Below are 12,210 nucleotides of genomic sequence, written 5' to 3' on the forward strand. Positions count from 1 at the left end.
TATTAATCATTTCTTCCATTTATTTTTTTAAATTGGGTATCCCATTGTTGAGTTATTTCTTTGGTATCGAAATCTTTCACTCTTTTTAAACTTAATTCTTGGTACTTAGTTCTCTGCTCAAGGGAGGAGGTTAAACCATTTATTACTTCACAAAACTTTCTCGTATTCCCCTTTTCAATTAGAACTCCATACTTGCCATCAGCTAATATTTCTGAAGGTCCCTGATTTTTAAATGCGACGATTGGTAGACCTACACTCATTGCTTCTGTAAGGACTAAACCAAAACCTTCCCATCTTGAGGTAGAGATAAATAGTGAGCTTAATAGATATAACTCAATGATATTATCTGGATCCATTCGTCCGTGAATAACTACTTTGTTTATTAAGTTGTATTTAACTATTTGTTCTTCCAACCATTCACGATCTGGACCATCACCTGCAATATGTAATTTCCAACCTTCACTTAAATTCCTAGCCACTTCAACTAAATAATCCAAGCCTTTTTGTTCCAAGCTAAGCCTTGATATAAAGACTATATTTTTATGATGGAGATTACTTATTTCATTTGTCTTAATAGTTAATGGATTATATATATGAGTAGTATTATCATTGTATTTCTTAAACAGCATTTCATCTTTCTTTGTCAAACAAACAACCAAGTCAGCCATTTTTAATCCTCTTTTATAGTCATCTGATACACTTTTGTAATATTTATCCATATATATATTAAATTCATTGTGTTGCCAAACAATAATTTTTGTGTTCTTAATACCTTTTTTAATATATGGTAATAATGAGGTCAATGTACCTTGACACAATATGACAAAGTCATACTGATTTTGGTTGATTATATTTATAAGGTCCAAACATTGCTCTTTGTATAAATTAATGGATTTTATTGGTGTACCAGACAGATTATACTTCCAAAATTCATATTTATAACGTACTTTTCTATGTGTCTTTCTTTTTCTTAAATGTTTTATCCTTATACTGTCTTTTGTTTCATAAAAAATGTTCCCATCAGAAGTAAAGTCAATTAAATGAACTTTATGGCCTAAAGAATCTAAACCATTTGCTAGCAATGTTGCAACTCTTTCTACGCCACCTAATCCAAATCCTTCATTTACGATACTTATTTTAGCCATATAAAAAAACTCCTCTGTTAATAAGCATCTTTAGAACCAAATAGCACGATAAATGTTTTCATAATTAGTTTTATATCGATCAAGAGATTTCTTGTACAAATATACTTTATATCTAATTCTACTTGTTCTTGAAATGTAAGATTACTCCGACCTTGAACCTGCCAATAACAAGTTAAACCTGGTAATACATTAAGACGCTTTCGTTCATGTAGTGAATAAGCCTCTACCTCTTTTGGAAGGGCAGGACGCGGACCAACTAGAGACATATCTCCTAATAACACGTTAAACAACTGAGGTAATTCATCCAAGCTAGTTTTACGAAGGAAGCCGCCTATTTTAGTTATCCTTGGATCTTTTTTCATCTTAAATAAAGGTCCACTGGCTTCATTATGGATCAATAAATCTTCTAAAAGGTCTTCTGCATTAGAGACCATTGAGCGGAATTTATACATATAGAACGTTTTGCCTTCTACCCCAACTCTAACTTGTTTGAACATTATTGGCCCTTTTTTATCTTCAATTTTTATTAGAACTGCGATCACTATAAATAAAGGAATTAATAAAATAACACCAATTAAAGCAAGGTTGATATCCATAATTCGTTTAGACATTAAATATACTTTACTTTGATTAGATAATACTGTACTTTTATCGACTTCATATACATGCTGTTTTGACTCTGCCATTTAAAACCCCTCCCCTATCAAAATATTCGTAGGAATTTTTTACGTATTATCATCTCTGGAGGATCCCCTATTATTGTTTCGCCCTTAATTACCTTGTTTGCGTTTTCCATAAAAGTATAAACAGTATCTGAACCAAAGAGTTTCTCGACTTCAAACAATGCTTCTTCCATAACAAATCCTCGACTTAGTACATTATGTGCGTCTGAAGCAATAAAATGAGAAAGGTTAGATTGTACTATTTCTAGGCTGAATTTTTTTATCTTTTTTCCAAACTTACCAACTAAACTAGCAGCTGTAACTTGAGATAACACGCCACTCTTAATAAAATCATATAACTTTTCGGGGTTAGATATTAATTCAGTATTTCTTTCCGGATGAACAATAATTGGTGTGAATCCTTCCAATTGAAGATCATAAAGGATTTTTTTGGTATATTTAGGCACTGATGAGGTCGGTAATTCGATCAAAATATAAGGGGAACTTGAATTCACTGGTAAAATCTCTTGAGTACCTAAGTCCTCAATTAAGTCACCATAAATTCTTGTTTCTTGACCAGGTAGAATTTCTAAAGGTATCTGCTTTTCATGTAAAACTCGATTTAACTTGTCTACTTGCAATAGTATATCTTCGCGAAAATTATTAAACTGATTGTTCTTATGATGTGGAGTAGCAACAATTGTATGGATACCCTGAGCTACCGCTGCTCTTGCCATTTCTATACTATCATCTAAAGTACGTGCTCCATCATCCATCCCCGGAAGTATATGACAATGAATATCTATCATAATTAATCTCACCTTTCAATTTCCCATGTATCAGGAAAAGGCAATGACCTTTTTCCTATATAATCCCCGAAAATAAATCCTCGATTGACGAGGATTTATTCCAGATGTTAACTACCATAATAGTAATACGTGTTAGATTTTTTTTGAGGCACATCATTTAAAACAACCCCAAGAAGTTTTGCTTTAGCTAACTCCATCAATTCCCTAGCCTTTTGAATAGCTTCAAATTCTGTTTGATTACTTCTTGCTACTATGAGGGATCCATCACAAACGTTAGCAAGGATTTGAGCATCTGTCACAGCTAACACTGGTGGCGTATCAAATATAATAACATCGTAATTTTTTTGAGCTAGCTGAAACATTTGTTCCATAGCTTTGGATCCTAAAAGTTCAGACGGATTGGGTGGAATTGGTCCACAAGTAAGTATATTTAAATTAGGGATGTCAGTTTCTTTAACTGTTTCTTCCAATGACTTTTCACCGACAAGCACTGTGCTAAGCCCAATACGGTTATCTAATTTAAAAGTATAATGTACAGTTGGCTTTCTTAAATCGCCATCAATTAGTAAGACTTTTTTTCCTTGCTGAGCGAAAACAACACTTAAATTAGCCGTAGTTGACGACTTACCTTCAGATGGTCCAGAGGAAGTCACTAATATAGAATGAATATCCTGATCCACGGAAGCAAACTCAATATTTGTCCTAATCGTACGGTATTGTTCTGATATCGGTGATTTAGGATTGAATTTTGTTATGAGAGAACGGACATTTGTTTTAAACTGTTTTTTTCTTTTGACCACGATAATCTCCCCTAACTTGTCGCCGGTTTTTATTTGGTGCATGCTGCTTATTAGTTTTCATATCTTCTTCAGTCATATGACTGATAATTCCTATGACAGGTATACCTAAGCGCTTATCTATATCTGATTCCGTTTTAACAGTATTGTCCATATACTCTAAAAGGAATGCCAAACCTATTCCTATTACTGCACCAACTACAAGAGCAATCGCAGTGTTTAACAGTATGTTAGGACTTGCTGGAGATGGATTCTCTGATGCTTCAGCAAGAGATAAAGGCTTAACATTTTCTAAATTCATTAATTCTGGAATCTCATTCTGAAAAACAGTTACTGTAGTATTTGCAAGCTCCGCTGCTTTTGCCTGACTTGTATCAGTTGCAGTCACAGTTATGATTTGCGTATCAGCTTCTGATGTAACCTCTATCTTCTCAGCTAATGCACTAGAAGAAAGTGATAGATTCATTTCTTTTGAAACTTCATCTAAGATAACTGGACTTATCATTACAATTTTATATGTATTAATTAAACTGATATTAGACTGAATAGCGTTATTCAGTGTAGAAACATCTACATTTTCTTCTTGGTTAACGACAACAGAAGCACTAGCTTCATAAGTTGGGGTAATCAAAAAATAACTAACTAAAAATGCAATGGCAGCAAAACTTATAATTAATGAAATAATCATTAAAATTCGTTTCCTTAGTATAGCAAAAATTTCCTTTAAAGAGATTGTCTCTTCCATTCATGTCCCTCCGATGAGTAATGCCTAAAATAATAAGTTCCAAGACAAAGAAAAAATAATAACTTTTAGATAAATAAGTACTTTTTTATTATATCGGGTTTCCCAAGCCTTGCAATGACTGATTTTGTCGAAAAAATGTAAGCGCTGCGAAATACTATTGATTTTTCAAGTGATACCCGTATAATATATAGTTCCTTTTTTATGGTGAAACTTCAAAAACATAGTAGAGTATACCACATATTTCCCAGTCCGGGGTTATAATTACCTAAAATAAATAAAAAAACGAGTCTAGGGTATTAGACTCGTTTTTCTGCTTCAAATTAGTTATTTTCTGTTACTACAGACTTGTTTAGGTAATCCTGCAGTTGGTCCTTAAGGTCTGGACGATCAAGCGCAAACTCGATTGTTGCCTTGATGAATCCAAATTTATCCCCAACATCATAACGATCACCTGTGAACTCACAAGCATAAACTGCTTGTTTCTTGTTCAATTCTTTAATCGCATCTGTCAATTGAATCTCGCCACCTGCACCTGGAGGGAGAGTTTCCAGGATATCAAAGATTTCTGGAGTCAATACATAACGACCCATGATTGCATAGTTAGAAGGCGCATCCTCTAACTTAGGTTTTTCAACCAAATCACTTACTTGCAAAAGATTCGGTTCACTTGTTGATCCTTGTGGAGCAACAACTCCATACTTAGATACTTCAGAGTCTGGTACTTGCTGTACACCTACTACAGAACCGCGATACTTTTCGAAAGCATCAGTCAATTGTTTCAACGCTGGTGTTCCATCTGTTTTCACGATGTCATCACCAAGCAAAACAGCGAATGGCTCATTACCGATAAATTTCTTAGCAGTAGCGATCGCATGGCCAAGACCTTTTGCTTCTTTTTGACGGATATAGTGAATATCAGCTAGGTTAGAAATGTCTTGGATTTCCTCCAGCATCTTCATTTTGTCTTTCTTAATTAACTGATCTTCAAGCTCGTAGGATTTATCGAAGTGGTCTTCGATTGCGCGTTTACCGCGGCCGCTTACAATGATAATATCTTCGATACCAGATTTAACAGCTTCCTCGACAATGTACTGAATTGTTGGTTTGTCTACGATTGGCAGCATTTCCTTCGGTTGTGCTTTAGTTGCTGGAAGGAAACGAGTTCCTAAACCTGCAGCTGGGATAATTGCCTTTTTGATTCTCATGTGTTCTGCACCTCTTTATGTAGTATATGTAGAATGCGTTTAGAGTGTTTCGTACGAATTATACTTCCCTATACAATAAAGATAAAACTTTATCGATGAAGATGTATTACAACTCATACAAAAGTCCTTATCCGCTTACTGAAACTGTAAAAATAGTAACATATTTATTATATTCACTCAATAACAACCCTTCTACATTTCCCTACAATATACGAGTTTAATATTACATTTACATTACAATGACGTAAATTCTGGTAATCTAGGTGCCAAATTATGCTATAGTATGATTAATTTCTATGGATTATGAAAATAAAGGAGAACGTTACTAGAATGAAAAAGACGATTGTTACCCTTGCTGCTACTGCGGTAATTGCTAGTTCATATGCCACAACTGTTGACGCTGCATCATACAAAGTTCAGAAGGGCGACTCGCTCTGGAAGATTGCTAGCAAATATGACACTTCTGTTTCCGAATTAAGAAAAATCAACAACTTGAAGAGTGACTTGATTTTCCCTAACCAAGTATTACAAACATCTGGTTCATCCAGCTCTACGAATAAGCCTAATACATCTTCATCATCTTCTAGCAGTGCATCTACATATACTGTTAAATCCGGTGATACGTTGAGTGGTATTGCAGCTAAACATAAAATTTCTCTAAGCAACTTGAAAAAATGGAATAATATCTCCGGATACTTGATCTACCCTGGTGATAAGCTGAAGGTTTCTGCAGGAGGCTCTTCTTCGTCTTCATCGAATAACAGCTCTTCCTCCAATTCTGGAAGCTCATCCAGCAGCTCATCTTCCTCTTACAAAGTGAAGTCTGGTGACTCACTATGGAAGATTGCAAACAACAACGGCGTTTCTGTTGCGAACCTGAAAAGCTGGAACAACCTATCTTCTGATGTGATCCGCGTTGGTCAAACATTGAAGATCAATGGTAAAGCAAGCAGCGGTTCATCTTCTTCTTCGAAGCCTGCGAATAACACACAAGTGGATTCTGCACAGACTTCTAAGAGTGTGGACAAGCTGATCAGCGTTGCTAAATCTCAGCTTGGCAAACCATATGTATGGGGCGGTTCTTCAACTGCTGGCTTCGACTGCAGCGGATTCATCTATTATGCATTTAAGAATGCTGGATATGATATCTCCCGTACATCTGCGGAAGGTTACTTCAACCGTTCTTACTATGTAAGCTCACCGCAGCCTGGTGACTTGATCTTCTTCAAAGGTACGTATAAAGCTGGTATCTCTCATATGGGTATCTACCTTGGCGGCGGTCAGTTCATCCACGCGGATAACGATGGTGTACGTATCACAAGCACAAGCAACTCTTACTACGCGAAGCACTTCGATAGCTACAAACGTTTCTATTGATCATAAAAGCTTGGGACAGATCCTTCTGTCTCAGGCTTTTTTCTTTTGTTTTCAGGCGTGATAAGCTGGCGAAGATCTGTCAGCTGGCGAGCTATTTCTGCTACCAGGAACAGCATTACGAGGACACCAATGAGATAGAAAACAATCTGGAACATGTCGTTCCCTCCTATGTTTGTTACTTATTAGACGGATGGGAGGGCAGATTGGTTTCAGATTATTTTATTGGTATACATATTTCACAAAAATGCTCGCTTAGCATTTCCGCAGTGAATCTTTCAAAAGTAGGGCGATTGTCTATTTCATACCCGTTGTTTGCTAACTCATAGAATATGTCTGTCCATGCTTGGGTCATCGCCTCTATAGTGTGTTGCACTGTGAAATTGATATACTTCCCTCCTTTTAACTCTCCGATAAGAACCATATCATCCTTCTGAAAACCTTCGGGTACCACTAGTGCAGCGTCATATCGACATTTCTGCGGATCTGTCGTTTCTACATTGTCTTGCGATATGCCAAGAATAATCGAGGTGTCGTCCAGCAGTTTTTTTGCCGCTGCCCATTCCTTTAATTCTTGCATCGTTTGATAATTAGCAGCGCCATAGGGTCCTACTCTGCGGAAGTAAGCAATCTGGTAAGTAGGGATGGTTTCGATTTTTACTTTCATTTTCATCCTTCTTTCCTTATTTGTTTTCCTTACATTTTGAATGTAATATGTTATAAAAATTTATTCAATTGAATTTTAAGAAATTATCATTAGACACAAAAAAAAGCTTATTCCCTATACTCGGAATAAGCTTTTTGTATGAATGATCCGGTACTTGGCTACTTCTACACGAGTACCTTCTGTTGTGGAAGACGTAATATCGAAGTTATCCATAAGCCGCTTCACTCCAGGCAGTCCACGTCCTAATCCCCCGCCTGTTGTATAGCCATCAAGTAATGCTTCCTGAAGGTTGGATATACCGGGGCCATTATCCTTGGCGGTAATGTAGATACCGATTTTTCTTGTGTCTTGTTCGCTGCGGATACAGATTGTTCCGCTGCCTGCATACTTATATATGTTCCGGGCAAGCTCTGAGATGGCTGCAGTGATGCGGGCTTGTTCGACCGCACTGAACCCTAAGTCTGCTGCTAGCTTTCTGCCGCAGGATCTGCTTGTGACGATATCTTTCTCACTTTCTATCTTCATTTCAGTCACCTTCCCCTCATCAGGAGCTGACGCCGCGTGCTTAAATATACTGATAGACAGGTCCCCTTTTTGGCTGGGTCCATTAAAATAAGCCAAAGCAAAGACGATTTGTCCTTACTTTGGCTTTATCGCTAGTTCCATGCCCAGCTGATGCTAGCCAGTTCATTTAGTTATCGTTCGGATCAATAATGACAACGATCATGCTCTGATCCTTTTCAAATGACCAATCGACGAAAATCTCCTGTGCAGTGCCTTGCAGCAATTGACTTTCTTTATCAAATGCCTCTCGCAGCTCCTGCTTTTCAAGATTCCCTTTGGCTTTTCGCAGTACTTCTTCTTCACCGCTGCGGACGATCTCTTTTTCGATATTGACGAGTATGCCTTCGCGATAAATGACTAGTGTTCTATTATTAAGCTTAACAGATTTCACCTTGTCCGGCAACCTCTCTGTTTTCTTCGTAACAGCAGCAACCAGCTTGTTCACTTCCTGCAAGGAAGAATCATCAGCTTGATCCCTTAACTCCTCTTTGACAGCAACAATAACGCCGCCGTTCGTTTCCATATTCCAATCATAATAGAAATGCTTGAAATAGTGACCTGTCTCTTCCTTAATCTGTTCTTTCAGTTCAGGAAGGCACTTTTCCATTAAGCTATCCCGCGTTGCATAAACCATGCCAAATTGATTATTCTCCAACAGCACTTTCTCAACAGGCGTGAGCAAGTCCCGTACATAGATACAGATGACATCATCTGTAAAGGAAACGAATACCGCTTCTGGTCCTTTTCCGAAATGCTTTCGTAAAAGCCTTGCAGTGAAGCCTGCCACTGCATTTTGTTTGTCTTTGATTTCCATTCTCGTGTACCTTTTTCCTGGTTATTAATTTCTATTATATTTTACTGTATAGAAGCATTTTTGGGTATAAAAAAAAAGCCTGCACTAACGAATTTTGATTGTCATTGTGTAGGCTTCGTTGTTCTGTTCCATTGACATGGATAATTCTTCTCCTTCCAGGATTATGCGGGGCATATCGTCCAATGTCCGCTTCGCTTTTGGGTTTTCATAAATGAATGATTGTGGCATAAAGAACAGACTGTTTTTACCATCCGTTCCTTTCTCGAGTACGATGTCATGAAGATCAGGTATTTCGATCATATGATTAGCTATATATATTTTCGCCACGATCGGCTTATGGTTGAAAACGAAAAAGTATTTATCGTTGATGGACGAACCTTGTTTTGTTCGCTCGACAAAATCCTGCATACTTAACGTCAATGAAGGGCAAGTCATCTCTTACCACTCCTTTCCTGTCTAAGCAGATGCAAAGCTTTTTCTTAGGTGGCTTGCTACTTGTTATGTACCCTTCCAGCAATTAAAGTAAACGACTTATCCACAGGCTTTATGAAACTTTCGCACCATGACAAATATGCTTTATAACAGGGGGTATGATACACTAAATGCTGTGATTTTACTTTATTCGACAACTGGGGGCAGACTTATGTATCCTACGAACACGATACACGAAAAAGCGTCTTTATTCTTTCACATATTATGGCCTATCCTCATAACACAGATCAGCTACAATGCCATGACTGTTCTGGACACAATGATGTCTGGTCGAGCTGGTACAGATGATTTGGCTGGTGTTGCTGTGGGATCCAGTCTATGGATGCCTGTCTATACCGGATTGACTGGAATCATGCTTGCCATCACGCCGATGGTCGGGCAGCTGATCGGTAACAACCGCCGGAGCGATGTTGGACGGACGGTTATGCAAGGATTTTATTTAGCTATCTTAATCTCCTTATTTGTGCTTGCTATCGGAGCAGCTGCACTGCAGCCTGTCCTTGGCATTATGAATTTGAGTCCTGATGTACATGCAGTGGCAACCGATTATCTGCACGGACTTTCAATCGGTATCATCCCACTGTTTGCAAGCGCCGTCCTGCGTAATTTCTTTGATGCACAAGGCTATACAAGAGTATCTATGGTCATTTTGCTGATGGCTCTGCCAATCAATGCAGTGCTTAATTATCTGCTCATCTTCGGTAACTTTGGTTTTCCGGAGCTTGGCGGAGCTGGTGCCGGCTATGCGACCGCCTTTACATACTGGTTCATCTTCGGCGCTAGCGTGTTCCTTACATTCCAGCTGAAGGAAATGCGCACGCACTATTTGTTCGTCCGCTGGTATAAGGTATCCTTCCAGGCTTGGAAGGAACAATTGAAAATCGGCGTGCCAATGGGACTCAGCACATTTTTCGAAGCTAGTATCTTTAGTGTGGTTACGCTGTTGATGGGTTCACTGTTCGACACGACAGTCATCGCAGCTCATCAAACAGCATTGAACTTTACGACACTTATGTTCATGGTGCCGCTCAGCATATCCATTGGGATGACAATTGTTGTATCTTATGAGGTTGGCGCCCGTCGGATGAAACACGCGAAGCAATACGCCATCCTCGGTGTCAGCTCTGCACTAGTGATTATTGGTATATTAAGCCTGCTGTTGTTTATTTTCCGAGAGCAGATTAGCTACTTCTACACATCTGATCGTGCTGTGGTACTGCTGGCGATGCAGTTCATGCTGTTTGCGATTATGTACCAGTTTTCCGATGCAGCTCAAGCATCTCTGCAAGGTGTACTGCGAGGTTACAAGGATGTTACTATCCCGTTTATCATCGCCTTTATCTCCTATTGGATTGTCGGTCTGCCAAGTGGTTACTTACTTTCTCGCTTCACCACATTAGAGGCCTTTGGATTCTGGGTTGGAATTACGCTCGGTCTGACCTGTGCCGCTATTGGTTTCTTCCTGCGACTGCGGTTCATCCAGCGCAAACAAGAGAAAGCCGCTGTATAAGCACCTCCATCCCTGGAGGTGCTTTTTTTGTACAACTTTCCTAGTTTCCACGAACAGCGCTTCTATACCCTGCTTAATGTCTAAAAATTCGACCTACTTTCCCAATAAAAATCTGTTATGAAACATGCTATGCTTGATACAGGCAAAATCTTACAGACTAGGGAGTGTAACTGATGCGTTCTGACGTCACATTCAACTCAGAAGAGCTAAGGGAACTGCTCAATTTGTGGTATATGAATATCAAATTGAAGAAAGTCCAAGCAGCGGAAAAGCTTAAAACGGAAGTATCCGAACAGCTCGCTAAAGGTGAAGCGAATGACGACGTCGTCAAGCTAGCACTTCTGATCCATAGCCGCCACCATATTCTTTGCAAGAATTATTCGGAAGCTGAAAAGCTGATCAGCCAAGTAGAAGGGTTTTCTCCTTATCTTAAGGAAGAGCATCTCTACTATCTGCACCTTTTCAAAGGCATGTACCTGTACTCAACAAAGGACTATTACAATGCCATTGAAGAATACGGTGAAGTCGAATCCTACCTCGGCTATATCCAGGACGAAATCGAAAAAGCAGAATTCTTTGATCTGTTTGCATCCGCGTTATACTACTTGGATTATACGAATCGTTCTGCTATCTATGCGGAGAAGGCTATTTATATTTATCAGTTGTATCCGGCGTATGAACGGAAGCTTACGCGTACAAAGATCATGATCGCCTTAAACTACATCGACATGAACGAGTTTGATTTAGCAGAAGAATACTTACATTCCGCTTTACAAGATACTTCGATTAAATATGACTATATGCTACAAGTTAGCATCTATCACAATTTAGGTTTTCTCTATGAAAGAAAAGGGCTCTTTGAAGCTGCTAAAAGATATCTGGTTAAAGTATTGAAGCATACAGAATTTGATAACTATTTATCCACAATCTATATGCTTACAAGCATTGCCTTTGAAGAAGGAGACTTTGACTTAGGCAAACAGTATCATGAGAAAGCCATGGATTATCATAAAGAAAAACCAGATGAAGACTACTATTGGAAATTTAAAATTCTTTATGTTAAGTACGTCGAGAAAGAAAATTATATAAATGTACTAAATAATGCAGTGGAATATTTTGAAGAGAAAAACCGTTTCTATGAGTTACAAACTTGTGCAGATGAATTAGCAACATTCTATTCCAATGAACGCGATTTTGAGCGTGCTAACCACTTTTATAGACTAGCTTTAGGTCATCATAACAACTTAATCATGTTCCATTCAAGGAGGTGACAAAATGGCCAAGAAAAAGATTCTAGGAATCCTAGCGCTAGTTACAATCCTAAGCAGCGTTGCTGGTTACTCTTTCACTGACTCTGCGATTGAAAAAGGGCATATCCCTGACTCCATTCGTTACACGGACTTCTAATACTTAAAAAGCGAAAAGC

General features: G+C 38.3%; 15 protein-coding genes. 4 read left to right on the top strand and 11 right to left on the bottom strand.

Annotation, left to right across the window (positions count from 1 at the left end):
* Nucleotides 1-2: 2 nt before the first annotated feature.
* The 6 genes from CHH48_RS10425 to galU all read right to left on the bottom strand — a co-directional run bounded on the left by CHH48_RS10425 (nucleotide 3) and on the right by galU (nucleotide 5,363).
* The gene (locus CHH48_RS10425; protein ID WP_095219410.1) at nucleotides 3-1,145 is read right to left on the bottom strand and encodes a glycosyltransferase; all 1,143 of its coding nucleotides are present in this window, start codon (nucleotides 1,143-1,145) and stop codon (nucleotides 3-5) included.
* Between the two features lie 17 nt (nucleotides 1,146-1,162).
* Nucleotides 1,163-1,831: a sugar transferase gene (locus CHH48_RS10430; RefSeq protein WP_095219409.1), complete on the bottom strand. Its 669-nt coding sequence runs from the start codon at nucleotides 1,829-1,831 to the stop codon at nucleotides 1,163-1,165.
* 17 nt (nucleotides 1,832-1,848) lie between these two features.
* Nucleotides 1,849-2,616 (bottom strand): tyrosine-protein phosphatase, encoded by a 768-nt coding sequence (locus CHH48_RS10435; protein WP_095219408.1) that lies wholly within the window; start codon nucleotides 2,614-2,616, stop codon nucleotides 1,849-1,851.
* Between the two features lie 107 nt (nucleotides 2,617-2,723).
* Nucleotides 2,724-3,416: a CpsD/CapB family tyrosine-protein kinase gene (locus CHH48_RS10440; protein ID WP_245840370.1), complete on the bottom strand. Its 693-nt coding sequence runs from the start codon at nucleotides 3,414-3,416 to the stop codon at nucleotides 2,724-2,726.
* Nucleotides 3,391-4,158, bottom strand: coding sequence for a YveK family protein (locus CHH48_RS10445; protein ID WP_095219406.1), 768 nt, complete (start codon nucleotides 4,156-4,158; stop codon nucleotides 3,391-3,393). The genes CHH48_RS10440 and CHH48_RS10445 overlap by 26 nt, the downstream gene beginning before the upstream one ends.
* Before the next feature lie 320 nt (nucleotides 4,159-4,478).
* The gene (gene galU / locus CHH48_RS10450; RefSeq protein WP_095219405.1) at nucleotides 4,479-5,363 is read right to left on the bottom strand and encodes a UTP--glucose-1-phosphate uridylyltransferase GalU; all 885 of its coding nucleotides are present in this window, start codon (nucleotides 5,361-5,363) and stop codon (nucleotides 4,479-4,481) included.
* Between the two features lie 330 nt (nucleotides 5,364-5,693).
* Here galU and CHH48_RS10455 point away from each other — a divergent pair, with 330 nt between their 5' ends.
* On the top strand, nucleotides 5,694-6,740 hold the full coding sequence (locus CHH48_RS10455) for a C40 family peptidase (protein WP_095231844.1): 1,047 nt from the start codon (nucleotides 5,694-5,696) through the stop codon (nucleotides 6,738-6,740).
* On the opposite strand, the gene CHH48_RS19535 is transcribed toward CHH48_RS10455, so the two are convergent.
* From CHH48_RS19535 to CHH48_RS10475, 5 genes are all read right to left on the bottom strand, one after another.
* Nucleotides 6,734-6,895, bottom strand: coding sequence for a hypothetical protein (locus CHH48_RS19535; RefSeq protein ID WP_176466436.1), 162 nt, complete (start codon nucleotides 6,893-6,895; stop codon nucleotides 6,734-6,736). The two genes, CHH48_RS10455 and CHH48_RS19535, sit on opposite strands and share 7 nt — an antisense overlap.
* A gap of 59 nt (nucleotides 6,896-6,954) precedes the next feature.
* A complete protein-coding gene (locus CHH48_RS10460; RefSeq protein WP_095219403.1) occupies nucleotides 6,955-7,404 on the bottom strand; it encodes an AraC family transcriptional regulator in 450 nt (149 codons plus the stop codon).
* Between the two features lie 114 nt (nucleotides 7,405-7,518).
* Nucleotides 7,519-7,929: an ATP-binding protein gene (locus CHH48_RS10465; protein ID WP_095219402.1), complete on the bottom strand. Its 411-nt coding sequence runs from the start codon at nucleotides 7,927-7,929 to the stop codon at nucleotides 7,519-7,521.
* 166 nt (nucleotides 7,930-8,095) lie between these two features.
* Entirely contained in the window at nucleotides 8,096-8,782 is a 687-nt protein-coding gene (locus CHH48_RS10470) for a Na-translocating system protein MpsC family protein (protein WP_095219401.1), read from the bottom strand.
* Between the two features lie 84 nt (nucleotides 8,783-8,866).
* Complete coding sequence (locus CHH48_RS10475) at nucleotides 8,867-9,217, bottom strand: hypothetical protein (protein WP_095219400.1); 351 nt, start codon at nucleotides 9,215-9,217, stop codon at nucleotides 8,867-8,869.
* 208 nt (nucleotides 9,218-9,425) lie between these two features.
* Between CHH48_RS10475 and CHH48_RS10480 the strand changes: the two genes are divergently transcribed.
* From CHH48_RS10480 to CHH48_RS19805, 3 genes are all read left to right on the top strand, one after another.
* Nucleotides 9,426-10,784 carry an MATE family efflux transporter gene (locus CHH48_RS10480; RefSeq protein WP_095219399.1) on the top strand — a complete coding sequence of 453 codons (1,359 nt, stop codon included), beginning with the start codon at nucleotides 9,426-9,428 and terminating at the stop codon, nucleotides 10,782-10,784.
* Nucleotides 10,785-10,957: 173 nt separating this feature from the next.
* Nucleotides 10,958-12,055, top strand: a complete 1,098-nt coding sequence (locus CHH48_RS10485) for a hypothetical protein (protein ID WP_095219398.1) — start codon at nucleotides 10,958-10,960, stop codon at nucleotides 12,053-12,055.
* Nucleotides 12,056-12,059: 4 nt separating this feature from the next.
* On the top strand, nucleotides 12,060-12,191 hold the full coding sequence (locus CHH48_RS19805; RefSeq protein ID WP_255212169.1) for a hypothetical protein: 132 nt from the start codon (nucleotides 12,060-12,062) through the stop codon (nucleotides 12,189-12,191).
* The last annotated feature ends 19 nt before the right edge of the window (nucleotides 12,192-12,210 follow it).

It is taken from the genome of Terribacillus saccharophilus (assembly GCF_002272075.1).
GTDB lineage: Bacteria > Bacillota > Bacilli > Bacillales > Amphibacillaceae > Terribacillus > Terribacillus saccharophilus_A.

Bases quoted from the DNA above. Each gene is read 5' to 3' on its own strand.
- CHH48_RS10425 (WP_095219410.1), bottom strand. From the start codon at position 1,145: ATGGCTAAAATAAGTATCGTAAATGAAGGATTTGGATTAGGTGGCGTA.
- CHH48_RS10430 (WP_095219409.1), bottom strand. From the start codon at position 1,831: ATGGCAGAGTCAAAACAGCATGTATATGAAGTCGATAAAAGTACAGTA.
- CHH48_RS10435 (WP_095219408.1), bottom strand. From the start codon at position 2,616: ATGATAGATATTCATTGTCATATACTTCCGGGGATGGATGATGGAGCA.
- CHH48_RS10445 (WP_095219406.1), bottom strand. From the start codon at position 4,158: ATGGAAGAGACAATCTCTTTAAAGGAAATTTTTGCTATACTAAGGAAA.
- galU (WP_095219405.1), bottom strand. From the start codon at position 5,363: ATGAGAATCAAAAAGGCAATTATCCCAGCTGCAGGTTTAGGAACTCGT.
- CHH48_RS10455 (WP_095231844.1), top strand. From the start codon at position 5,694: ATGAAAAAGACGATTGTTACCCTTGCTGCTACTGCGGTAATTGCTAGT.
- CHH48_RS19535 (WP_176466436.1), bottom strand. From the start codon at position 6,895: ATGTTCCAGATTGTTTTCTATCTCATTGGTGTCCTCGTAATGCTGTTC.
- CHH48_RS10460 (WP_095219403.1), bottom strand. From the start codon at position 7,404: ATGAAAGTAAAAATCGAAACCATCCCTACTTACCAGATTGCTTACTTC.
- CHH48_RS10465 (WP_095219402.1), bottom strand. From the start codon at position 7,929: ATGAAGATAGAAAGTGAGAAAGATATCGTCACAAGCAGATCCTGCGGC.
- CHH48_RS10470 (WP_095219401.1), bottom strand. From the start codon at position 8,782: ATGGAAATCAAAGACAAACAAAATGCAGTGGCAGGCTTCACTGCAAGG.
- CHH48_RS10475 (WP_095219400.1), bottom strand. From the start codon at position 9,217: ATGACTTGCCCTTCATTGACGTTAAGTATGCAGGATTTTGTCGAGCGA.
- CHH48_RS10480 (WP_095219399.1), top strand. From the start codon at position 9,426: ATGTATCCTACGAACACGATACACGAAAAAGCGTCTTTATTCTTTCAC.
- CHH48_RS10485 (WP_095219398.1), top strand. From the start codon at position 10,958: ATGCGTTCTGACGTCACATTCAACTCAGAAGAGCTAAGGGAACTGCTC.
- CHH48_RS19805 (WP_255212169.1), top strand. From the start codon at position 12,060: ATGGCCAAGAAAAAGATTCTAGGAATCCTAGCGCTAGTTACAATCCTA.